The following is a 24,554-nucleotide window of genomic DNA, read 5'->3' as shown; positions in this document are numbered from 1 at the left end:
ACTTTTTTCAAGTTACATCAATATATGCATAATATATAGAATAATAATCGTTTCACAATTCTGATTATTCATTCAAAAAAATTCTAATATACAAGGATTATCTTCCATCTTGCAAATGATCTTGTTACCAAATTTGTCGAATACATCTTCGGGATGTTCCGAAAGACGGTCGGGCATGATATATAATAATATACTGTCATCGCTCTCTGTGTCAGAAATGGTGGAAAGAGTTGTCCCGTATGAAAATTGGGTTGAGACCGTTTCCCCTCCTTCTACTTTTGTCAAGTAGTTTTTTCCACCCTGATGTGTTTGCAACCAGATTATATTCCCTAAAGAAATCATGTTGTTGATGTAAGAGTATTTATTGGCTTCAAGGATAAAATCGACACCGTGTGTCTGAAACATTTCCAACAACAGTTTTTCGGTGAGGAACTTTTTCCCTCCTACATAATGTCCCATTTGGAATTGCTCGGCTTGCGGGTTAAATGAAACGAATGTATTTGAAATACCTAACTGGAAAAGATAACCGGATTTGTAAGCCACGAATTGTACTGGCCGGAACATGATGTAAGGTATTTCTTTTTTCAGATATTCAGCAATGATTTTCCCCTCTTCGTCCACCAACGTCAAAATATTTTCGTTCTGCCCGGTGACAAGCAGAACATGAGAGTTCTCCATCTTTTTAAATTTATGGATTACAAATGGATAGGACATTTTTCTTTTGAAAGAGAAATCGGTAGCATCATATACTTTCAGGCTTTTGTTGTCCGATATCCATACTTCGGTTTTACCATCTGCTTCGCAGACATCGAAATCCTCTATTCGGGGATATTCTTCCGGCCCTTGTCCTTGTCTGTTCAAAGACGACACGAATTTTCCGTCCTTGTCGAAATGGTGGATTGTTTTGCCATTAGAGGATAAAATATAATAATGGTTCCGAAATTTCCGAATTTTATCAATCTGCCCGATTAAACAACTGGAAGTCGTTTCCAGCGGAGTAATTTCGTAGCGATCAGAAAACAACTTCGTCCATGTCGGCCTGGATTCTTTAGGAGATAAATCTGCCATCAATGTAATTTCGGTTGTGTTTTGATCTGAACAAGAGCTCAAAAGCGTGCAAACCAAGTATATGAAAAAGAACTGTCGGGTGATATTTTTCATCTCTTATTCCTTTATTTTAATCGTTAGTAAAATCCAATCGTTCCCAGTGGTTGATAGTCCGGGTAACATTTTCCGGATAGCCGGGTGTGTACATTTAATATTTAAGTAATGACCGGCAAGGTCATTCTCGCGAACAAGCAAATAAAGGTTGTTTTTATCTGAACCGATAAAAGGATTCACATATTTGGATCTGAAATTGTCAAAAAGACGGTCGAAAGAAAAGAGGGCATTGTCTTTACACCTGATAGCACAAAAATCGTCCCTTCTTCCCGTTAACTTGAAAAAAAGATAATCCGAAGCGAAATAAAAGCTATAACAGTTATGGATGTATTTTTTCTTATCGATTATTTCGGCCATTTCCGCATCATCATTGGGGTACTTGTCTCTGGTTAGAAAATCTCCATGAAAGTCAAGGCTATAAAATGGAAGTATCTCCTTCCTGGAAGTGTCATATCTATAGATTGTGTCTGTGTTATCCGGAAGAATCAAAATGTCGTCAGCATCTGTCGTATATAAATTATAAGGTGCGAACAACCATTCTTTTTTCCCCCATTTGGGCAGATATAATTTGTGGATAGACTTGAAATCAGTGAGAGCCATAAAGTGTCCTTCAATGTGCCCTCTTTCCGTATTGGCTCCTCCCGAATAAACCAAAAAATCTTGTTTCGCAGTCGGTACGACGGCAGCACAAGGAAAAGGCAAAGACACTTTTTTGACCGGTGTGCCATCCAGTTTGAACTTGTTGATAATTTTAAACCTGCTTACGACCCACAACTCCTCCAATTCCGGAACAATACACATGGAATTGACAATTAAGGCATCCGAAAATGTTATTTCCTTTATGAACTTTCCGGACTTAGAGTATATATATACATTTCTCCCTGCCCTGGTACTTCCCATAAAGTACAGGAAATCTCTATATTGAACCATATTTGTACAAAAATCAAATACAGTATTACTTAGTTTTGTACAAGAAATGTCTGCAATCAAACTATCAAAGGTGATTTTTTTGTAGTGATTCATGTCCAGCTTTTGTGTCTCCGCGTCAAGTGTGCGGGCAAGTACATTTTGACACACCACCATACTGTTAATACTATTTGTACAGAACAAACATATCAAAAACAGGAGTCGCATTCTTATTATCATAATCCAAACAGAATATTCTATAGGAGGTAACTTTTCGCAATGTTACCTCCCTTTGGTAATTAATAATATTTTATATCTCCACAAGTACATGAATATCCGACGCCGTATGAGTCACATATTGCAATCCAACCGGTTACGGAGCTATGTCCAGTTCTCCATTTACAGCCACCACTCCCTTCACCGCTTGCCAATGCCTCGACATTTTCCAATGCCAAGTCAGACAGTTGAACATCCTGTTTGTTCTGCTGGTAATTCCAGCCGGCAGCCACTGCGATTGCTATTAAGAGCGCTGCACCAAATATACGCTTTTTCATTTTCGTATTTTGTTTTATCGTTTTTGATCCAGTAAATTCCTTATCTTTGCTCATTCTTTTGATAAACTAAGATAATCAAATGATGTACTGAACTTGCATCATTCTGTTTTGTTTGGTTTATATTACCATCATACACCTCCTTTCTAAGGGGTTTCGGGGAGCTTGCCGTTGTAGTTTCTGAGGCTTTTCGGGCAGGCTCCCTTTCGTCCAATTACTGAACTTGTCCTTTTATTTTTACTTTGACAGGACTTGCTGTGTTACATTTGAGCGTGACGATTTCATCGAAGAAGCCTGTATCTTTCGGTGTCATCCTGACTTCTATACGGAGCCGCTCTCCCGGCTTCGCTGGACGTTTGTCATAATTTACGGTCGTACAACCGCAAGTGGTACTGACTAAAAACCTTCCATATTATTCACTTACAATTCATGCAGTTTTGTAAGTCCTTTGAAGGTTACCTTACAAAGGTATGGTTATTTGAGAGATACGAACTGTTTTTAGGTTGAACAAAGGTTGAAACTTTTAAACGACTAATAATCAACCATTAGCAAAGCTAACATCAACTTTTTTTCAACTTACATCAATAAAAGACGTGAATTATCTCAGCAAAAAAGCAAACCTAAAAGAAACTGGAGGCGCCTTTTTCTAATATCTTTCTTATTTCCTCCGAATAACACAAGATTGTGTTTAAGTGCTTGATTATCAGTGTATGACAGATGTAATGGCAAGTATGATGTTCCCAAAATGTTCCAAAAAACATATTTTAATGGGGAGTTTGAATTTGCTAAAAGAGGGTGTGTTCAACGGCATTGAAATGGCTTCAAAAAAGGGATTTAGCAGTAAAGACCTGTTAACATAGAATTAAGATTTGATTAACACATTTATTAGCGCAGGGTGACTTGTAAGAAGGTGGGTAAAGTTTGATAACAATGTAAGATGTTACGGATAGTATTCACTTTCTCCGTAACTTTCCACATACACATTTTCCTCTTCCCTATTTTTGAAATATCAAATTTAGGGAAATAAAAGAGTGAGCAAGTTACATATCTGATACTAACAAGTAGTGAGAGTGTTAAAAGTGGGGCTGATAGAGATTAAAAACCGAATTTTGTATCGCTGTTTGGAAACAAATCATTATCTTTGTACCATAATTCAAAACAAAATGGGCATCAATAAACTAAAAGTGGTGTTGACAGAAGAAGCACAAGCCTTTTTGGATACGCAGCCATTCAAAGCTCAGCAGAAGATATACTACACATCTTCAAGGTTGAGGAAGGAGTGATGAAAGTTGACATCTTCAAGAAACTGGAGAATACCGAGATATGGGAGTTCCGCACTCTCTACAACGGTATATGCTACAGGCTTTTCTCCTTTTGGGACACTGAGGAAGAAACTTTGGTTATTGCCACACATGGTATTATCAAGAAAACTCAGAAGACACCATTAAAAGAGATTGCCAAAGCGGAAGAGATAAGAAAAGAGTATTTTAACAGTAAAAAGAAATAGCATTATGGCACAGATGAAATTGATACCAGCAGACAATATGAAAGATAAACTTTGGGGTAAAAGAGGTACACCAGAGCGCGAAGCCATGGAAGCCAAGCTCAAAGAAGATGTGAACGCCTATATTGTAGGCGAAGCCATACGCAAGGCTCGATTGGCACAAAACCTCACACAAGAACAGCTTGGTGAGCGTATCGGTGTGCAGCGTGCTCAGATATCAAAGTTGGAGAAAGGTGCAAGTGTTATCACATTACCAACCATGAGCCGTGTGTTTCAAGCATTGGGTATTGCAACAGCCACTCTTGATTTGGGTATTGCAGGCAAGATTGCGTTGTGGTAAGATGACGGTTAGATTGTGCAATCTTGGTAGGATTGAACAAAGATTTAGCTATTATGCTGAATATCAACTTCATTTTGCTCAACAAAACAATAATTGTTCCCAAAATGAGGAAATGAAAGCTCAAATACTAGACAAATATAAAGAAGCCTGTCTGTATTGCCATTCAAGTCATTATGGGGAAATGTCTCTACTATCACAAAAAAACATCCTTGTTGATGCAATATTCTGTATACTTTTGCATTTATAGAATAGATAAACAAAAATAAAAGGTCAATGAAAAAGAAGTTATTGTTACTCATTTTAATGGTTCTTCCGCTTTTCATATCATCTTGCAGTGATGATGATGGAAAGGTAGATCCAATGAAGTGGAAAACCGAATTAAAAAAATCAAGCGATGGATATTTCCATGTATCTCCTGGGGGAGGGACATTTGTGCTTCAATGTACAAATTACAGTGACTTTTGGATAACTGGTATCACCGAACAAGAAGCTAAAGGGGAAGAAAAGAAGTTTACACCCGCCATTGATGACCAAAAACACTTTACCATTACGTCAGATTGGGCAACAGCTACCCAAAATGGGAATACGTTGACTGTTACAATTTTGCCGACAACAGCGAATGGCAATCGCTTCATAAAGGTGTCTGTACAAAATGGTGACGCTTTTGATGAATTCAAATTCAAGCTACGAGGATTGAAAGTCGGGCTATAATATACGGTGTTTATATTATCGGCTGAATATTAAAAGCCGCCTTAGGGTTTAGTATTATATATCGTGCATAGAATGTCTGTTTTTGTATTCCCGACTCGGAGGCGAATCTGGATGGATCGTACCGAATCGGATTAATTTTGTTTTATTTCAAATTAATCATCTGCAAAGTTATATTGCAATTGTTTGGGTCTGTTGATTCAATAGCTCTGCACCAAGTTCGTTCATTCAAGAAGAAAATCGATTGTGTCTCTGTTTGAACCGAATCTATATCGTTGATGATGTCGTTTGCAATTTCAGTAATATTTGTATTACGGTTTAATAAAACCCATTTATAAGGTTTTTCCTGCCCATAATAGTAGTAATTCATTAAAAGATATTTTGGAGAGAAGCTGAAATTCCACATCATTGCGAAATTTTCCAATTTGATGGAAGCTGGATTTTTAGCTCTTAAATCATTACTTAATCTTTGTTTTAAATCAATAGAATAAACCGAATAAAGTGTATCAGGTGTAATGTATGAGATCTGGTCGTAGTTTCTATCGTAATAGTACAGACTATTTACTTCTTTATTGCAATATGTGCTGATAAATTCAAATTGATCATTTTGAGGTTTGGGATAATTAAAATTTTTAATGACTTGGTTATTTTGGTCTTCTATCCAAATGCAGTAGGGACATTCTTTGGAATAGAAAGGTAAGATAAAAAGATTCTTTTTATCTTGAAATACCATAAAATCCCGGATAAGTGCATCAGTTCGATAAGCTTCTACAAATGCTCCTTTATAAGTATATTTTTTTATGGATCTTGATCCAACATCCCAAATACAAATCTGGTTTAGATATGGGTCAATAGTGAAAGATGTAATATCTATGAATTCATGTGGGGCTTGTCCGAAATAATTAATTTGACACACAAATTCTCCAGTCGAAGTGAAAACAAAGATACCAGCCCCTCTTTTGTCTAAAAGGCAAAATGTATCTTCATCCATATAGATGGATTTTATATTGGAAATCAAACATGAGTCCTTTGTGTCTAATTGTATGTAGTCTAATGATTTTGCGAATTCAGAATAACGAATAGTATCTGTCGTATTATCTAAATTGATACTCAAATGACTTTTGTCTACATTATTGCAAGCAGTAATATAGCAAATTATAGGAACTATAATTGTAAGTAATATATTTATTTTCATGTTGTTAAATTTAAAAAGACGAAGATAAATCTTGCGATAAAAAGCAGGATTTATCTTCATGTAATATTGGAAGTTAGCAATCAGGCCAAATGCTACTGCATTTATATTCGTGTGTATATTTCTTGCAGCAAGCAGTCGGTTCTGCAACGTACTTATATCCGTCTTGATCAATACCACCTTCTCCTCTGGCTAAAGCTTCAACATTCTCCAATGCCAAATCAGAAAGTTCAACTTCTTGTTTGTTCTGCTGATAGTTCCAACCTGCTGCTACGGCGATTGCAGCAAAAGCGATAACGCCGATAATTTTCTTTCCCATATTACATTTATTTTTAGGGAGTTGTTATACTATATTTGTTTTGAATCTTTCTCCCGGTATCATTTCCCAAGACAGGTGATTTCCAAGCCTTTTGTTCTTTACTTTAAATTTACTACTTTTGTCGTTACCTCCTTCTTTATTAGTTATTGAATGAGGGAAAGTCCGGGAGTTTCTGCTAACGTTTGTGAGTCAGTAGGCAGAGACTCCTTTCTTTTTCCCGTTAATTGCTTTATTTTACTGTTCCGATAAAACTCAATATCAGTGAGTTGTTAGGGATGTTTCCATAAATGTCTACCGTTCGATAAAAATCTCCCGGTTGTTCCGCTTCGTAGCTGACCGTGATCGTTCCGCTCTCTCCCGGTTGCAGTTCTTTCCAGTCGCAAGTTGCTTCGGTACAGTTGCAAGAGGTGGTGAAACCTTTCAACCTAAAGACGCTTGTTCCGGTATTCTGGACTGTGATTGTCTGCTTCTTGCTTGTTCCTTCTTTGACCATTCCTAAATCATATTCGCTCTTTTCCACTTCGAGAGTAGTCATTGCCAATATCTCTTTGTGTTGTATACCGGTCATTTGTTTCAGATACAAATCCCTAACCGCCAAGTTATGTACCGGATTGCCGATTACTTTCACTTTGTTGTCCCTGTCAAGCAGGAATGTCTGGAAAGTGATATTTTGTGGAAATTGGTTCAACTTGTCCAACCGGCTGTCCCGATCAATGCAGACAGGTCGGTCGAAGTTGTCACGTTTTAAGATATATCGTAATTCTCGGTCGTCTTTCGACTGGAAGACGAAGATAAACGGAATGTTGCTGTTTGTTGCCGAATCAATATGGGCGATCAATTCTTTCCATTTCGGCAGTTGCAATTTGCAACTGGTGCAACCTGTTGAATCGACATAAATCAGCACTTTATATTCTGCATCGGGTATCCGGTATTCTACCGGTTCCGTGACAAAGCGGGTAAACTCCATATCCTGCGGGAAGACAATCTCTTTTCCCAGCCATTTTTGGACCAGGCGGGCAAATTGTTCTTTCTTGTCATCTTTACAAGAGGTTAACAAAAAGAATATAGATAATATGTATAACAGTGGTTTCATCTATTGTTATATTTTAAATTCTATAATCGGCTCATCACTTTTTACACATGTGGCGATGATTGTCTTTGTTTTTTCGTTTATATCGATTCCGTATATGGGTTTGTCTAAGATGTATTTTTGCAACGGGTTTCCTTGCAAATCGAACACATAAATGTAACGACCACCGTCTTCCGGCTTTTCACCTCGTTGGTAGGAGGCTAATTTGTCTCTGAATTTCACACCCTGAAATACCGTATAGATACGTTCATTTGTCACCTTTATGTCACTGAATCCCATTATTCCGGTAGGGATGCCCTCGTTTTTGGCGCTTTTAAATTGAGGTTCGCCGTTCGGGCCATATAGGACTTTATGCGTATTATCATGAAAGTTATAAATTTCGATTGCTTCTCCCAACTGGGTAGCCATAGCCAAGATGCCATTATCCGGATTATAATCTATAAAACTTCTCCATGCCTGTGCCAGTGCCGGGCGTGAAGTCGCTTTATGGACTGCTTCACTGGGGATTGTACCATTACTTTTGGTCGCTTCGCCATTTTTGTTTACTTCCCAAAAACGATGCTCTCCCATATAGTCTGGAATCAAAAAGCCCGATTCCATCGTGCGAAAGTCCAAAGAGCGGACAAGTTTCTTGTCTAATTTAATCTCCTCTACCCGTTGCGCAGACCGGGTAGAAAGAGATATTTTCCAGCGGGTAATTTCCATCTTGTTGGGATCCAAAGCCCACAAAGAATCCAATGTATTAAATTGGATGTTTGCAACAGACAGCATCTCCTCCGGTGCTTCTCCACGTCTGCCGAATGAAACAATATGTTTCCATGTCGGATAAGTAAACGCATGTAAATAGTGATCCATATTATGCAGATCCATTACAACGGCGATACTATCCCTGACCGTTACCCGGAATGGATAACGGAACAGAATAGTATCCAGATTGATAACCTGTTCACTAAGTCTCTTACTCTCTGCAAATTCCGAGTATCGTGGAAAGTGCGAATCCTGAGAACTCGTACAGGCTGCCAAACTGCTAATACCTATTAATATATAAAGGAGATGCTTCATCGTTTATTCAAGACTCAAACCTTCAATTCTCATTTCAACCCAATCTCCGGCACATTCTACAGAGCCATCGCCATAGCAATTTACTCCATTTCCCTGTTCTCCATAAGCCAATGCTTCTACGTTTTCTAATAATAAAGTAGGCAACTCATTTCTTTGATGAGTCCAAAAACAAGTGCCGGCAATCAGGCAAACTACAACTCCGACTAATTTTAATTTTTTTCCCATATCTATTTTATATTTGTTGTGGCAAATGTAGAGATGTTTTTTGGGGAAAACTCCTATATTTTACCTATATCTTACTTATATTTCACCTGTATTCTACCTGTATAGGTGTTTTTTACTCGTTTCTCCTCATATTGAAAGGTTCTTCGTATCTTTGTGTCCATGATGAAGAGTTTGAATTTGTTAAGTATATTATATTTAATCATTGCGATATCTGTAGTTGCTATATTGGTGGGATATTGGCATTCGGATAATTTGCGCAGCAAAGTCTCTGAAATATGGAAACAAACTTTATGGGAAGACTGTACGAACAGGATGAGAGAGATCAATGTAAAAAAGAAGCATACATTTTCTTCAACGACTTCATCTAATATCAAAATAGTGACAGAGAAGCAGACTTTTTCTATAAAAAGGGACCGTATTAAATCTTTAACCGCTGAAGAAAAAGATTTTCTTGCCGATCAATATTATTTGTTATCCAAGAATCCTGTCAAAATAGAAAAGTTGGATAGCCTCTTCCGACTCAAGTTGAAAGAGAATGGTCTGAATTTTAAAACAGCAGTGTTTTTCGGGGATAATGTAGTCCCGTCTGATTATTTGAAATTGACATACAAGGTGAATATTCAGGATGTCATTGTCTTAGAGGGATATGTTAAGGGTAGTTGTTGGGAGAGGATATTGTGGGGAAAAGGTTATTATGTTTTACTGACCCTGATTCTTTTGGGAGCTTTGGTTTTATTAGTCCTGGAAAAGAGAAAGTTAAATCGTTTCAGGCATGTTGTTCTTGAAAATCGACCACCCTTAGAAATCCCTCAGACTTTACCCGTTGAACCTGTCTGTCAGAATATGGAACCGGCCATAGAACAGATAGAGACACATACACAAATCACTTTAACTGTTTTCCTGAATGAAAGAAAACACACCTTAGTTTATATGGATAAAGAAATATCATTTGCGCCGAAAGTTTTCGGACTGCTTTATCTATTGTCGCAAGGAAAAGATTATTTCCAACCGTATGATTTTTTGCTTCAAAGTCTTTGGACTGAAGAAGGGAGTGCTGATAAAAAGCATTTGGAGCAAATCGTGATCCGCTTACGAAAAGGCTTGAAGGATATTCCATGGTTAAGCATTGATACTATATGGGGAAGTGGCTACCAAATCAATGTGAAAAATGGTGCAACTCTCATATTGAAGCCACAAGAGTTTCCACTTAATCAAAATGTAACTGCCACCCCATGAAAACAGGATTAGTACCCCATATTTTGGGAATTACACTTAGGGGTAATATTTTTTAACACAACAAAGTGTTGCGCTTTGCTTCAAAAAAGCAGCAAACTGTCAGACCGTCAAATTCGCTTTTCGGGGATTCGTTTATATGCCTCCTTCTATCGGTGCACAGTTACGAATAAAATCAGGAAACGAAAAGTTAAAAGTTCTTGTATAAACAAATAAAAAAAGTATTACCTTTGCCACAAAATACAATGGGCAAGTTGTATAAACAGACTTTTTGCGTCTGATTCAGAGAAAAGTAAACTGATAGTTAGGGTTATAATATCTAAGTCTTGATGACAGACTTTCCCTATAGGTTAGAGAACAACAAAAGGGATATAATATGAGAAAATTGCTGTGCATGCTGATCGGCTTGGTCGGCTGTTATTTGGCAGGTTATGCCCAGAAAACGATTTCTAATGATCGTGGGGCTACGATCGCATTAAAAACGAATGCACTCTATTGGGGAACTACGACTCCTAATTTGGGTATGGAAGTCAGGTTAGCCCCCAAATGGACTATGGAGGCTGAAGTAGGGTTGAACCCTTTCGCTCCGAAAGAGAATGATGGAAGTTACGGAAAGTCCATCAAGCATTTCCGGCTTCATCCAGAAGTGCGCTATTGGTTTTGTGAAAGTTTCTACAAACATTTCATCGGGCTTCATGTTCCTTATCTTATATATAACGTATCAGACATCAAATTGTTGGGCACGGAAGATGAGCGTCACCAAGGTTGGGGAACCGGTGTCGGGCTCAGCTACGGATATAGCTGGGTGTTGGGCAAACATTGGAATCTCGAAGCTTCTGTCGGTGCCGGCTACCTTTATTTAAAGTCGGATATTTACCCTTGTACAAATTGTGGAACGAAAAAAGAGACTGTAAAGAAGCATTACTTTGGTCCTACTCAGGCTGCTGTAAGCGCCGTATATGTATTCTAATGCAAACGTATTAATCGCAGTGTATAATGAAACCATTCTTAATTTTACTAATCATATGTGGATGTAGCATATCTATGTCTGCACAAAATTCTGTTCAAGAATATACATTGGTGGTAAAGGAGAAGCAGGCTGACAAAGACAACGGCAAACTCCTTCTGTCGATGAAAATAGATGTGAGCAATATAGATATACCCGGAGACAAGTCTGTTATATGTACGCCCATCATAGAACATGGCGACAGCGTGCGTGCATTGGATCCGCTTATCATCAATGGCAGGAGTCGTCACATATTGTATCAGCGCCTTAACCGTCCGTCGACAGAACAAGAGTACAAACGTGCGAACGGCGAAGAGCAAATCCTTGATTATCATTCTCAGACTCCTTATAGCGAATGGATGGAACAGGCTGATGTTTCGTTGGTGACGGACGATTGCGGTTGTGGCTGGCAGGCTTTGCAAAGCGACAAGTCCCCGCTTTTCACGTTAGACTTTTCCGAACCTGTCGTCCTGGTCCCGCAAGTGGCCTATCTTGTTCCTCAGGCTGAACGCGTCAAAGCGCGTAAACTGGAAGGAAGCGCGTTCTTGGATTTTCCTGTGAACAAAACGGCTATTAACCCTGAATACAGACGCAATCCCGAAGAGCTGCGAAAAATACGCGAGACGATAGATGCTGTCCGCAATGATCCATATACGACCATTACTCGTGTAAAGATCAAAGGATACGCTTCTCCGGAGGGTTCGTATAAAGCCAATGCCTATCTGGCAGAAAACCGGGCTAAAGCATTGTCTGATTATGTGAAAGGGCTGTATCGGTTTGAGCAGACACAATTCACGGTGGATTTTGAACCGGAAGATTGGGTCGGGCTCAAAAAAGCCGTAGAAGACAGTAATCTGCCGGACAAACAGCAGTTGCTTGAGATAATATGCGCCAAAGAACCGACAGATCTCGACCAACGGGAGCAGAAACTTAAATCATTGAACGGCGGCTCTTCATATCGAATCTTATTAGCCGATGTTTATCCTTCTTTGCGTCATTCAGACTATGAGGTAGATTATACGATCCGCAATTTCACATTGGAAGAGGCTAAAGAGCTGGCATTTTCTGATCCGTCCAAACTGAGTCTTAACGAGTTGTTTCAAGTTGCAGAGACCTATCCGGTGGGTTCGGATGAGTTTAACGAGATATTTGAGACGGCTGTGCGCATGTATCCGGACGATCCGGTTTCTAACTTGAATGCGGCTATCACAGCCATCCAGTCCAATCAATATTCAAAAGCAAAAAGATATTTGAAAAAGGCTCAAGAGTGTCCGCAAAAACAATTGGCCGTAGCTGCTATAGCCATGCATGCCGGTAATCCGGACAAAGCGAAACAAATTCTACAGTCTTTGTCCGGTTCTTCAGAAGTTTCGAAAGAAGTGCAGGACAACCTGAACCAATTGGAGAAGTATATTAAACAAAACAGAAAAAAGTAAAGGGACAAAATTTCACTTTAATTATTTATAAACATGAAAAAGAAGCTGTTTTTAGCAGGATTGTTAGTTGCAGCGTTAATGACTGCAAGCTGTTCGGATGATATTTCCGACGATAAAGGAGGATCGAATGATAGTAAAAACGAAGTTGGATATGTAAAGGTATCCATAAACCTGCCTTCGGCCTCCGGTAATATGACGAAAGCCAACGAGAATGGGAATGATAATTTTGATGATGGCGTGGAAGCTGAGTATAATGTAAATGATGTTATCTTGGCGATATTTGAAGGTACTTCCGAAAGTGATGCCTCATGTATCAACATCGAAAATTTAACAGAGTTAATTCCAGCCAAGGTCGGCGATAACATAACGGTTAAATATTCCACTAGAACGATTGAGATAAAAAAACCGGCTGAAAACAAGAAGCTGTATGCTTTGGTTATTGCCAACGGCAAGTCTACTTATGAAAATAATTTGGCTGGGAAGAAATTATCAGACTTGAATACTATAGCCGAACCTGTCGATTTATCCAAGATAGCCGATACAAGCGACAAGGGTAATTTCTTGATGACAAACTCTCCTATCAGCAATGAACCGGGAGCAGCGCAAAAGTCTGACAGTCGCGAAGTTACAACTTTGGTTCCATTGACAGTTTATGACACGGAAGCTCAAGCAGAGGTAAATTCCCCCGATCAAATTTATTTGGAACGCGCTGTTGCTAAAGTTACCACTTCGGTTAAGGGCGGAGGTAACGTATTGACAATACGGAGCAATAATCAAAGCGCTACTTACAATGAAGCAACAGTCACTTTCGAAGGATGGCGACTTCAATTGACAAACAAAAAGTTCTATCCGGTTCGCAATGTAGCAGACTGGAAGACTTGGGATACTTATTATGTAGGGAATGAACTTAACCGTTTTTATGGTTATGTTGAAAAGCCATACCGTGTTTATTGGGCTATAGATCCCAATTATGGCACGACTAACGATGGTGATTTAAATAAATATCAAAAGGTTTCAGACGTTACCGAATGGAATGAATTGGGCAACAATGAATATTGTGCCGAGAATACAACAACAGCCGGTCAGATGAGTCAGAGCAAATTGACAAATGTTCTATTGAAAGCCAAATTCAGATTAAAAGATGCTACAGAAAATGACAATTTATTCATGGGAGCTAATACTTCTACCATATATAAAGAAAATGATTTTATAAACTTGGCCAAATCCAAATTGACAGGCGAAAATGCTTTATCTTCTTCCGAGAACATAAAGGTTAAAGCCGATGCTACCGCAAAGACGATAACGACGGCAGAAGGAGTGAAAACCGTTTTCTGTAAAAATGACGGCTCAGCAGATAGCGAATTAAGCGATGCTCAAGCTGCGGCTATTTTGACAGCAACAGATGGAACCATCAAGTTCTATAAAGGTGGTGTGATGTACTATTATTCGACAGTCATCAAACATTTCGGCAACAAGCCGACTGAGTTTAATGGAGATACAGCTAATCCCTCGTATGAGGAGGACAAACACTTAGGCCGCTACGGTGTTGTCCGCAACAACTGGTACGAATTGCGAATCAACAGTGTTTCAGGTCCCGGCGAACCGGAAATACCGACAATTCCGGACGAACCGGTTGATAAGAAGCATAGCTACATTAATGCTGAGATAAATGTGTTGTCATGGGCTAAACGTACAGAAGATATTGACATATAAAAAATCTATTCATATTCTCTGATGTGAAAACTACAACCATTTCCTGCCATGGTAAAGTAGAGACAGGAACCGAGTACCCTTTTATGCAAAAGGGTACTCTTTGATTCAGACAATTCAGATCCTTTATGCCGCAGGCATAAAGGTGAACAATATATATAAGTATAAAATACAGCTACATATGAAATTCAATAAGTCCCTTCTGCTTTTGCTGGCAATGTCCTTCATTGGAGGTTTTGCATCGTGCGACTATATACACGACGACTTGCAACCTTGTCCTACCGGGATGGATTTGGTTTTCCGATACGATTACAATCTACAACGTGCCGACATGTTTTCGGACCATGTAGGAAGCGTCAGTGTTTATTTGTTTGACGAAAATGGCAAATTCCTTTTCAAGCAGGTAGAGAGCAACCGTGTTTCAGAACAGCCGCTTCGAGACAATAATTACAAGATGCACCTTAACCTGCAACCGGGCAAGTACCAGTATGTCGTCGAGGCATTGCAGGTGCCGTACGAACAGGCAATACAGAATGGCGGCGCAAACTTTGTCAAGACAGAACCACAGGATGGGGACGAAATGAAGGTCATTACCCATGTGCTGGACCATGACGGCAATGGCCTTGTTCCCAATAATGCTTTGCCGTTGGACACATTGTGGCATGGGATGCGGGCTACGCCAATAGAAGTGGTGCAAGACAAGGTAACGCAGGATACGGTTTCGTTGGTTCGCGATACCAAACAAATAAGCGTGTCTCTCCGTGAGATAGACGATCCGGCCCGCATAGACGTAGCCGATTATGACTTTAGGATAACAGATAAGAACAGCCGCTTGTTGTGGGACAATTCCGTGGACGAGTCTGTCTCCGTTTTCTATACGCCTTATGCCACCCGCAATACCGAAGACAAGTCGGTTGACGGCCAAATAGGGAGCATCGGGCGCATGGCTCATGCGGACTTTATGACCTCACGCCTGCTCTATCATGACAAGGCGGCAGACGATGCCGTATTGAGCATTACCAACAAGAAGACAGGCCGAGAGGTTGTCCGTGTGAATTTGCCCGATATACTTAGCCGTTTGCGTTCGGCTGCCGAGATTTACCGTTATACCCCGCAAGAGTTTTTAGACCGGGGCTATGACTATCAGTTGACTTTCTTCTTGAAAGGCGATACGTGGGAATATGCCAATGTAGAGATAAGCGTACTTTCCTGGGCGAAGCGCATACAGTATGAAACAGTTGGTTTTTAAGAATAGGAGAAAACAGTCGTGAAACTGATCGTTAAAATAGGGACTGCTGTAGCGGGATTGTATTGTTTGGCCTCATGCAACCTGATTCATAGCAATGACATGGATTGCCAGCATTATACACCTGACGGCATTCCTTTTGCATACGTAGGAATCAGCCTTTCTACGGGAAAAGCCAATCAGGTGACGAAGGCGGATGATGATCATCAGCGTCCAACAGGCGGCGAGGACGGAGATGGCAAAGAGGACGGGCAAAAAGAAGAAAACAAGGTGAGCAATGTAACTGTCTTTTTCTTTGAATCGGATAATGGAATAAATGGTGATGATTCAACTCCTATAGTGGCTTCCCAATACTGGCCGAGCAGAGCTTTTCTCTATACAGGCAACACGCAGTACACGACAGATCCGGTTGAAGTGTACAATTTGGAAATCGGCCATACATACGATATGTTGGTCATGGCTAATGCCGGATATATCATAACTGAAGATATAAAAACATTAGGGGATTTGCGCAAGCTGTGTACAGAATCCATCTGGTCGTATGAGTTGGGGTGGATCAACGATCAAGAGGTATACCATTATACCAAATTCATGATGTCCTCCGCAGAGTCTGGAGACAAACTTTTTATTCCGGCTAATAACAGTGCGACAAATCCTGCAACAACCAGTTATATCAACCTCGAACGCCTATCCGCCCGTGTGGACTATCAGGCAAAAGGGACGGATGGAGAAGAAGCCGGCGTTTACAAGGTTACGGATAAAAAGACTGGTACGGAAATAGGCAAAGCAAGAATATCAGGGGCTATGCTTATCAACACCTTGAATGGGAATTCTGGAAGTTACTGGTTCAAGCGAGTGACAAAACCGGGAGAAAGCTTTGCGACAGGTTCTGTTGAATATTTGGGGGAAGAACAGGTCAAAGCGGATTATGTGGCAACGAACTATGTCCTTGACCCGCAATCCAGGGAAGGGAAATATGCGGAAGACTTTGACAGCGACACCTATTATCCCAATATCGGCTACGACAATTTGAATTGGGCCAATCATATTGTCACCGAAAGCCTGGTGAGTGGATTGGATGACGATTATAAATGTATCGGCTATCCCAAAGAGAACGTCAACGAGGTCGGCAAACGCTCACACACGACCGGTGTGGTATTCCAAGCATGCTATACGCCGACCGGTTATACGGAGGGTGATACTTTCTTCGAATGGAATGGTTCCATGTATCCCACTCTGGAGAAAATGATGGAAGCCTTTGATGCTGTTTCCTGGAACAATTACATCAACAACGATGCAGTATGGAAAAGCGGACTTACGTGGAATGAGCTGCGCACAAACATCATTCCGAACATAAAGATGGACGATCCTACCGGTTACAGGGCTTGGCTGGTAAGCGAATCGAACGAGAAGGATGGGGTCATGAACGGCACAAAGAGCAGCCTGCGTTGGGATTCTTATGTAAAGAACGTCCTGAAGTATAATGTCGGGGCGGATGGCAAATCCCAGGTGGATTATGGAACAGGCGTCGAAGAAGGGACAACCCGCAGATTGCTTCATGAAATAAGTGGCGTGGCGACATACAAGGATGGTATTTGTTACTATACCTACTGGATAAAGCATGCCAACGACCAGAACGATTCTAACGATTTAGTGAAAGGCAAGAGCGAAGGTGGCGGCGTGATGGAGTATGCCATAGTCCGTAACAATATATACAAGCTGAGAGTAAGGAGCATTTCTACTCCGGGCGGAGATATTCCGGGCGACCGGTTCGTCACGGTCAATGTGCTTGTGGAAAATTGGACGCCTGAAAAACGTGAAGAGATTATCATTAAACCACAATAACATCATAGGAGAATGATTTTATGAAACAGACTGTTTGTTCGATTGCAATCAATATAGGATTATGTTTGTGCGCCCTGTTTGTGTTGGCCGGGTGTACAAAAATAATCTCTGACGATGATACTCCCAAACCTGATCCGGATCCGGCGCCTAAGACGAGATTGGAGAATATATCCGTGGTAATAGGCGCAGCAAACATATTGGAAAGCAAGGCGCTGCATGGAGATGAATATGCTCAGTCCGGTGAGTTTATTCATTCGCTCCATCTTTTGATTGTAAACGAAAACAACATAATAGAGAAACATATAGCATTTGATCCGAACAGAGAAAATGATTATAACGCATCCGAAGGGAACTTGGCTCAATACACCGCTACGATAGATTTCCTGACTTCAGGCAAGAAGACGTTTTATGCTTTTGCCAATATGGAGCAAGCGAAAATAAAAGGCCAATCCATTTCATTTGATACTTTATTAAAGGGCAATGAATTTAAGGAAGGCGAGTCGTGGAACGGCAATGTGGTTGAGGCTTACAGGATAGAGAATCCGATGGTTTGTGTGGATATTAAAAATAGAAAGTTCATACCGATGAGCACCAAACAGGAGGTGGCTTTGTCCGTTGATGGCCAGCATGTGACAGTGTCATTGATTCGGCTGGTGGCAAAAGTGAAGATGCAATTGGCAAACAATCATGGCGAGAGAGCCAGTATTTCCAAGTTGGTGATGAAGAGCTTTTCAGACGATACGCCTCTTATAAAGGGTGGAACGGTCGAGGCCGGAAACAAGACTTACGAGAAGGAATTCAATCCCGCAGTGATAGTCGAGAATAACAATATATCCGACATCTTGGAGTTTTATGTCAACGAAACGCAAGGGACAACACCATTTGAGGTTGAATTGACGATTAACGATACTATATATACCGGGGTCTTAGGTGTGTCATCTTTGGAAAGAAACCACGTATTGCCTGTATCATTACACTTGCTGAAGAGTACATTGGTATTGGATGTCACGGCAAGCGTGGCTCCTATAGGCGGTTATCCGGTATTGGTCAATTTGGGAAACAACCGGTTGACGAACAACTATTTGTTAAGATTGCCGGAAGGATGTTACTTTACGATTGAAGGAAAGATAATCAATGACGGTGAAGTCGGACATATAGAAGATCCGGTTACAAAGTGGAAATGGAACGTGTCCGACGCTTATAGTTCCATCATACAAGTGGAAAGCGCATTGGATGCCCAAATTTTTGCAGCCCATCTGACAGCTTTGCCTAAACAGACTGTTCAATTGAATTTTGAGGTTTATGAGCCGCAACAGGTCAACAATGCATCTCTGACAATCGAGACTGTTCCGTTGCAGGATTGGGATACGACTTACCCGACAAGCGCATTGGAATGGGATGAGAAACCCGTATGGTTCACATCGGTCAGTTTAACTAAAAGCAAGTAAGAAAGGAGATTCAAGATTTATGAAGCAAATCTATATTACGATATTTGCATTGCTGTTGTTTCCATGGCAAAAGGCCTTGGGGCAAACAGACCCATATGCGTCCGACTATAAAGACTATAGCGTTCAGGTCAAGCCAGCCAAGTGGCACGATTTGAAAAATGAATTCCAATTGGGAAGTGCCGATAAGTTTGACAGCCGGGAGTATTGGGAATTGAGCAGAGGGCGCGTACAGGCTACGCATACCATAGTAGATACTCTTTACATGCATAAAGGGGAAACAGTCAATTTATATCTGCCTGACAGGCTCCGTCCGAATAAAAACACTTCGAACAATCAATATAGTATTCGAACATACCAACGTTGGTACGACTTCCGAAGGTTATCGACTTTCGAGGTGAAGAATGCAACGGAAAGTTGGAATTATACGGATTTGCTGATCTGCCCGGATCGAAAAGGATTTCGCATGGCTAACGGCTATGTCGGTTCTCCGCTTTTGGGAATAAGCGACTATGCGGTTTTAGGCTATATGCAATTCCATTTTCCGACCGACGAAGAGTTCGAGCAGATGTTTCCGGGAAATACAGACAGTGAGCTTGACAATAAATATTACCTCATAGCCTGTGATGTTTCCGGGTATAAAGATTTTACGTCCAAATATGAGAAGGAGACATCAAAGAACTCCAATTTCAGCAATGGTTTTTGGGAACCGACTTTGTCTCACCGTATTATTTTTTACATAAGCCAAGTTGACGATAATGAAAACACCGTGTATGTAAAAAAATGGAAAAAGGGCATTGCTGACGGCACGATGACAAGCAGCGATGAATCAACCAACTCATACATGGAAGAGTCTGAGATCAATTTCCCGTCAATCAGAAGAGCCAGCAAGACGAATGAATTATGCGTTTTGACAAAAGAGGCAAGAGGTTATGCTATCCCCGGTGTAAATGATAACCAGAAGACTCCTTTGAAAGTGGGGCTGGTTGATAATACTGCCGGGATATCATTGGTTACGACATCTCTTCAAGATGAGAACACCGTTATATATTTCAACTATCCCGCAAATGATGAGGTGCCCGACAAGTCTAAAGCGACTATTATTGTTTACAAAGAAGTGGGAGGGACAAGATACAATGTGGGCCGATATAAAATAACATTCAGCAAAGACGGGCTGTTGCTTACTCAAAGCGAGGTGGCAGCAAATCAAGAAACCGGAAAAGAGTTCTACTCCCGTACACCGGCGTATATGAGCGAGAATTATGAATTGCTGACGGAACTGAATTTCGACTTTGACGCCCGTATTGCAAGCGGCCTTTACAACAATTCGAAATATTACCCGTTCCCCCAGAAATGGGATGTTTGTTCGTATGCCTTTTATGACGGGAGTTATCCTCACGGAGACTTCAGAGGAGGAAAAGGGGACTATCCGGAGTGGGGATATTATGCTTTGACAAGCTACTATGTCGAGTGTAGCGGTGGAGGTTGGGGAAAGAGTTATCCTCTTCCTGACGATGATGCGAAGATCCGTTACAACAGCCGAGGGAACAAAAGCTCTTTCCACATGTTTATCGATGCGTCCGACCGTCCCGGCGTGGTGGCACGTTTGCCTTTCGAGGAGAAACTGTGCAAAGGTTCCGAACTGTTCGTTTCCGCTTGGGTAAAGAACGCTCACTGGGACAGCGGCAGCGATGATGCTGCGATGATGTTTACCATTATGGGTGTACGGAATTCAGAAAACGGGGAGCAGTCGTTCACTCCAATATTCCGGCATCAGACCGGACAGATTCCTGCGACATATGCAGAGAACCTTGCCAAGGGGAACGAATGGATGCAGGTCTATTTCTCCTTCATCAACGACACGGAAGTGGAATATGATTCGTATGCCATCCAGATAGATAACCGCAGCGCTTCTACCAATGGCGGCGACATGTATGTGGATGATATACGGGTTTATATGAAAAAGCCACAAGCGAAGGTTACGCAGTTGAGTGCGAACTGTGTGGATGATGCCGTACGGGTGAACTTCTCGCTGGATTGGAACCGCATTATCTCTCGTCTGGGTATTGATGAGAATGTGGCCGGGAAACATGCGATTGATTTCTGTTTCGTGGATACAATCATGTTCCGCAATAAGATGAAAGAACTGGAATCTACAATCTCCGATTTCAGGGAGCGGGTGATACAGTCTCTTGAATATGCTGCTGTTGAGCCTGAAACAAATGCTTTCAGCAAATTCCAGCGGTTTAACTTCAAGACTCCGTTCAGTGAGAACAAACAATATGATTCAACAGACGACAACTTCAGCCTGGCTAAAAACAACAAGGAGGAGGATGGCTACTATTTCTTTAAAGGGAAAGATGATGGTGGCAATAATGTGCTGACAGTAGACTTTATGTCCATGCTGAAGCCGAATCGCCCTTACTGGCTGTTGATCACGGATCCTACATACGATGATGGCATCGCTGAAGCCAAAGATTTCTATAATGATTATGGAACTCCTTGTGCCATTAAAACCGAGTTTATGGTGCAGAGCAGAGATTTGGTCCGTGTGAACGGCGAAGTGATAAAACCTACCACGACATATTGTGCCGGAAAGGTATTGGACTTTACTGTTGATTTGAGGATCCCGAATGGAGAGGATTATATAGAAATAAAAGACGGAGTGTATTTCGACTGGTTCTTCGGGACTCCTGGAAACACTGACGTGGAGGAGGAATTCATGCAAGAACAATCGGAGTTTGGCTATGTTTCAGTGCATGATGCACTGAAGGCATTCAGAGAAGTTTATCCGGATGCGGAAACAATTTCAGATGCTACGCCCGTTAACGAAAAATTCACGTCAGAGATGAAGGATCTACTTCTGAAGTATTTGAATATAGATTCGACAATTGAACACTACGGAGGATTGGCCTTGCATCGCAGCAAGCTGGATTTGACGCTGAGGTCTTATGGGTTGCAAATGATTATCGTGCCTATCAAGACGCTTCTTTCTCCGGGAACGGGAATAACAGACGAGCAATGGAGTCTGGTTTGTTGGAGCTATATCCCGATAATGATGAACATATCAGGCAAGTCTCCGCATATGCATGCCGGATTCAACGATTTGCTGTATCCTAATGAGCATAATCCCAATATCCGTATCGGCTATAAGCAGCTGTACGACATTAGTGAAACGAAATTATTGGAGATAAGCTTGCGCGAGGCCACTTTCGTATATGACCAAAACGGCACGATGCAACCGGTTCAGGCTATTGAGCCAATAGCTGATTACGAGCACTTCAAATATATATACCTGGTAGGAACAAACGATCCTGAATATGAAAGCCTGTTTGAAGAGAAAGCATCACATGAGTTTGATTATCCTATCGGCTACCTGGACGAGCTGCATGCGGAATTATATAAAGAGGGTTCAAGTTTCAATGACTACATGAAGATCCATTTCGATTACGACGGGACACTCGTCAGCGAAGAGAGAAATGACTTCAAGTTCAGGCCGAAAGAGGGATATTGGTATACTTTCTCTGTCTATTTCGAGGAGGTGGACAAAGATGGAGTCACTACCCGTGCCGCATGTGAAGGGCAGTTCAATGTCACAATGATCGTCGTGCCGGAATATCTGGTATGGAACGACACAAAGAAAGGGACAACAGGCGAGGACGGCACAGTTTATACCATAGGCGGCTGGAACAACGACGACAACTGGAAGCGTGCCACCCGCGAACAATTGAATATGGAAAAGTCCGGAGACATCGTATACCCGAACAGTGAAAGCCATGCATACGAAGAGGACGGAAGGGCTTATACGCCGATGTACTTCTCGAAAGTGATCATACCTGCCGGAAGCCAGGTAGAATTGTACCGTGCAGGTCATACACAACGTTTGTGGTGGGATAATTTCAAACCTGATTATATCGCACCGCGCACGACTAATATCGAGTATGACATGATGATATTCGAGGAGACTGACAAAAACGGATATAACACCGAACGTTTCCGTGCCAATCTTTGCAATCAAATCCACATAGAACCGGAAGCAGAAGTCCTGCATGCGGAATATCTGGCCTATACGAGCGCATGGATTGATTATGAATTGCTACCATCCAAGTGGTATCTGCTGTCTTCTCCTCTGCACGGAGTGTTTGCCGGAGATTACTATACCAAGAAGGGCGGACGGGAGACTGCCGAATATTTCAAGCCGATCGTGTATTCCGCAACAGACAACAGCCGCTTCCAGCCTTCGGTCTATCAGCGTGCGTGGAGCCAGACGGCCGATATGATGTTGCCCGGAAGCGGAACTTCATCTACAACCAGTGCAATGGCGATCACAGGCAATTGGAGTAGCACATACAATGATGTCACGTACTATTGCAAGCCGAGTTTTGGTTATTCCATGAAGGTGCAGGATGTCAAAGATGCTTCCGGAAAAGCCTTGATAAGGTTGCCTAAGTCCGATACGGGTTATTCCTACTATGACAAAAACGGTTCTGCCGGAAGCGCATCGGAGGAACTGAACAGAGGCGACCAGGCCGGGCGATTGATATCGGACCAATTGTACGGCTTGCACGGAGAGTTCAGCCCGGAAAAAGAGAGTGTCCCGATCACGTTTACATTGGAGAACAACAACCAGACTGTTTTCTACTTGGTAGGCAATCCTTTTACGGCCCATGTGGATATGCGTAAATTTTTTGAAAAGAACACACAGTTGCTGAGAAAATATTGGGTAATCGACAGTGACGAACAAGGAGTTGCCGTAGGGACAGACGATGGTTGGATATCCAGTGCGGAAAGCACATCTACTCTCACCATTCCGCCTTTGCGGGCTTTCTTCGTCCAATTGGCCGATGAGACCAACAAGGTGCTAACGTTCACAGCAGACATGCAATTGTTAGGGACAAACGAAGAAGAGGCTGACAGCCATTCTTTGCGAATAAAGGCTTCGGCCGGCGGCAAGAGCAGCAAGGCTGTCGTACATTATGCGGCAGGAGCCGATCCGGAATTTCAGGAAGATGAAGATGCCGAACTCTTTTTGGATTCCAACTTGAGTGATGTGCCGATGGTTTACACGGTGGCCGGTTCTATGGCTGTAAGCATAAACCAAACGAATGACCTGTATAATATCCCGGTCGGGACTTATGGCGGAAGCTCCAATGATGTTACTCTGACATTCAGCGGGACGGAACAGTTTGGCAAAGTCTCTTTGTACGATGCCGTAGCCAATAAGGAAATACCCCTGCCAGAAGGCGCGAGTGTGCAGGTGAAAGGCAATACGTGCGGCCGCTATTACTTGCGTACAGGAGTACCGACAGGCAACGAACCGATTGCGAACGCACAACTCCTTATCTACACAATGGGACGTAACCGCATCGTTGTAAGTTCCACCTCAGATCCCGTCGAGTTGATAAGAGTCTACCAAGTAGACGGGACTTTGATGAAAGAAGAAAAAGCAAACGACTTTTATCGTGAGGTTCAGATGAATCCCGGCATTTATATCGTGAAAGCCCAAACGGCAGGAGGCAAAGAGCAAACAGCGAAAATCCGGCTTCGCTGAGAGTATCCTGCGACAAATAGAGGG

Annotated in this window: 18 protein-coding genes and 2 pseudogenes; 11 read left to right on the top strand and 9 right to left on the bottom strand. The window is 41.6% G+C overall.

Translation table 11 applies throughout. The features are described from left to right. Positions 1–72: 72 nt before the first annotated feature. The 4 genes and pseudogenes from BQ9893_RS09560 to BQ9893_RS09545 all read right to left on the bottom strand — a co-directional run. Entirely contained in the window at positions 73–1,068 is a 996-nt protein-coding gene (locus BQ9893_RS09560; protein WP_244155099.1) for a 6-bladed beta-propeller, read from the bottom strand. A gap of 96 nt (positions 1,069–1,164) precedes the next feature. Then, the gene (locus BQ9893_RS09555) at positions 1,165–2,244 is read right to left on the bottom strand and encodes a 6-bladed beta-propeller (RefSeq protein ID WP_244155098.1); all 1,080 of its coding nucleotides are present in this window, start codon (positions 2,242–2,244) and stop codon (positions 1,165–1,167) included. Between the two features lie 122 nt (positions 2,245–2,366). After that, positions 2,367–2,621: an NVEALA domain-containing protein gene (locus BQ9893_RS09550; protein ID WP_075966097.1), complete on the bottom strand. Its 255-nt coding sequence runs from the start codon at positions 2,619–2,621 to the stop codon at positions 2,367–2,369. A 211-nt stretch (positions 2,622–2,832) separates the two neighbouring features. Continuing rightward, positions 2,833–3,015: pseudogene (locus tag BQ9893_RS09545) on the bottom strand (DUF1573 domain-containing protein); the annotation flags it as partial. 766 nt (positions 3,016–3,781) lie between these two features. Between BQ9893_RS09545 and BQ9893_RS09540 the strand changes: the two are divergent. The 3 genes and pseudogenes from BQ9893_RS09540 to BQ9893_RS09530 all read left to right on the top strand — a co-directional run bounded on the left by BQ9893_RS09540 (position 3,782) and on the right by BQ9893_RS09530 (position 5,173). After that, positions 3,782–4,125 (top strand): annotated as a pseudogene (locus BQ9893_RS09540) (type II toxin-antitoxin system RelE/ParE family toxin). A gap of 4 nt (positions 4,126–4,129) precedes the next feature. Beyond that, a complete protein-coding gene (locus tag BQ9893_RS09535) occupies positions 4,130–4,462 on the top strand; it encodes a helix-turn-helix domain-containing protein (RefSeq protein WP_075965815.1) in 333 nt (110 codons plus the stop codon). A 273-nt stretch (positions 4,463–4,735) separates the two neighbouring features. After that, positions 4,736–5,173: a hypothetical protein gene (locus BQ9893_RS09530; protein ID WP_075965814.1), complete on the top strand. Its 438-nt coding sequence runs from the start codon at positions 4,736–4,738 to the stop codon at positions 5,171–5,173. A gap of 142 nt (positions 5,174–5,315) precedes the next feature. Here BQ9893_RS09530 and BQ9893_RS09525 read toward each other — a convergent pair whose 3' ends face one another. The 5 genes from BQ9893_RS09525 to BQ9893_RS09505 all read right to left on the bottom strand — a co-directional run bounded on the left by BQ9893_RS09525 (position 5,316) and on the right by BQ9893_RS09505 (position 9,058). After that, positions 5,316–6,365 (bottom strand): 6-bladed beta-propeller, encoded by a 1,050-nt coding sequence (locus BQ9893_RS09525; RefSeq protein WP_167369863.1) that lies wholly within the window; start codon positions 6,363–6,365, stop codon positions 5,316–5,318. Between the two features lie 73 nt (positions 6,366–6,438). Next, the gene (locus BQ9893_RS09520) at positions 6,439–6,681 is read right to left on the bottom strand and encodes an NVEALA domain-containing protein (RefSeq protein WP_075965812.1); all 243 of its coding nucleotides are present in this window, start codon (positions 6,679–6,681) and stop codon (positions 6,439–6,441) included. Positions 6,682–6,910: 229 nt separating this feature from the next. Beyond that, positions 6,911–7,774 (bottom strand): DUF1573 domain-containing protein, encoded by an 864-nt coding sequence (locus BQ9893_RS09515; RefSeq protein ID WP_075965811.1) that lies wholly within the window; start codon positions 7,772–7,774, stop codon positions 6,911–6,913. A gap of 6 nt (positions 7,775–7,780) precedes the next feature. Continuing rightward, positions 7,781–8,833 carry a BF3164 family lipoprotein gene (locus BQ9893_RS09510; RefSeq protein ID WP_075965810.1) on the bottom strand — a complete coding sequence of 351 codons (1,053 nt, stop codon included), beginning with the start codon at positions 8,831–8,833 and terminating at the stop codon, positions 7,781–7,783. Positions 8,834–8,836: 3 nt separating this feature from the next. Next, positions 8,837–9,058: an NVEALA domain-containing protein gene (locus BQ9893_RS09505; RefSeq protein WP_075965809.1), complete on the bottom strand. Its 222-nt coding sequence runs from the start codon at positions 9,056–9,058 to the stop codon at positions 8,837–8,839. Positions 9,059–9,217: 159 nt separating this feature from the next. On the opposite strand from BQ9893_RS09505, the gene BQ9893_RS09495 reads away from it, so the two are divergent. From BQ9893_RS09495 to BQ9893_RS09460, 8 genes are all read left to right on the top strand, one after another. Then, on the top strand, positions 9,218–10,294 hold the full coding sequence (locus BQ9893_RS09495) for a winged helix-turn-helix domain-containing protein (RefSeq protein ID WP_081415422.1): 1,077 nt from the start codon (positions 9,218–9,220) through the stop codon (positions 10,292–10,294). Positions 10,295–10,667: 373 nt separating this feature from the next. After that, positions 10,668–11,261: a DUF3575 domain-containing protein gene (locus BQ9893_RS09490; RefSeq protein WP_075965806.1), complete on the top strand. Its 594-nt coding sequence runs from the start codon at positions 10,668–10,670 to the stop codon at positions 11,259–11,261. 26 nt (positions 11,262–11,287) lie between these two features. After that, positions 11,288–12,733: a DUF3868 domain-containing protein gene (locus tag BQ9893_RS09485; RefSeq protein ID WP_075965805.1), complete on the top strand. Its 1,446-nt coding sequence runs from the start codon at positions 11,288–11,290 to the stop codon at positions 12,731–12,733. Between the two features lie 33 nt (positions 12,734–12,766). Next, the gene (locus BQ9893_RS09480; protein ID WP_075965804.1) at positions 12,767–14,446 is read left to right on the top strand and encodes an Mfa1 family fimbria major subunit; all 1,680 of its coding nucleotides are present in this window, start codon (positions 12,767–12,769) and stop codon (positions 14,444–14,446) included. A 178-nt stretch (positions 14,447–14,624) separates the two neighbouring features. After that, positions 14,625–15,692 carry a FimB/Mfa2 family fimbrial subunit gene (locus tag BQ9893_RS09475; RefSeq protein WP_139322591.1) on the top strand — a complete coding sequence of 356 codons (1,068 nt, stop codon included), beginning with the start codon at positions 14,625–14,627 and terminating at the stop codon, positions 15,690–15,692. 18 nt (positions 15,693–15,710) lie between these two features. Then, entirely contained in the window at positions 15,711–17,534 is a 1,824-nt protein-coding gene (locus BQ9893_RS09470; RefSeq protein WP_075965803.1) for a fimbria major subunit, read from the top strand. Between the two features lie 20 nt (positions 17,535–17,554). After that, positions 17,555–18,982 carry a hypothetical protein gene (locus BQ9893_RS09465; protein ID WP_075965802.1) on the top strand — a complete coding sequence of 476 codons (1,428 nt, stop codon included), beginning with the start codon at positions 17,555–17,557 and terminating at the stop codon, positions 18,980–18,982. Positions 18,983–19,001: 19 nt separating this feature from the next. Then, positions 19,002–24,530 carry a hypothetical protein gene (locus tag BQ9893_RS09460; protein ID WP_075965801.1) on the top strand — a complete coding sequence of 1,843 codons (5,529 nt, stop codon included), beginning with the start codon at positions 19,002–19,004 and terminating at the stop codon, positions 24,528–24,530. Positions 24,531–24,554: the final 24 nt, after the last annotated feature.

It is taken from the genome of Parabacteroides massiliensis, from assembly GCF_900155425.1.
GTDB lineage: Bacteria > Bacteroidota > Bacteroidia > Bacteroidales > Tannerellaceae > Parabacteroides > Parabacteroides massiliensis.
Note: the sequence above shows the minus strand (reverse complement) of the source record. Positions and strands in the feature narration are given on the sequence as shown.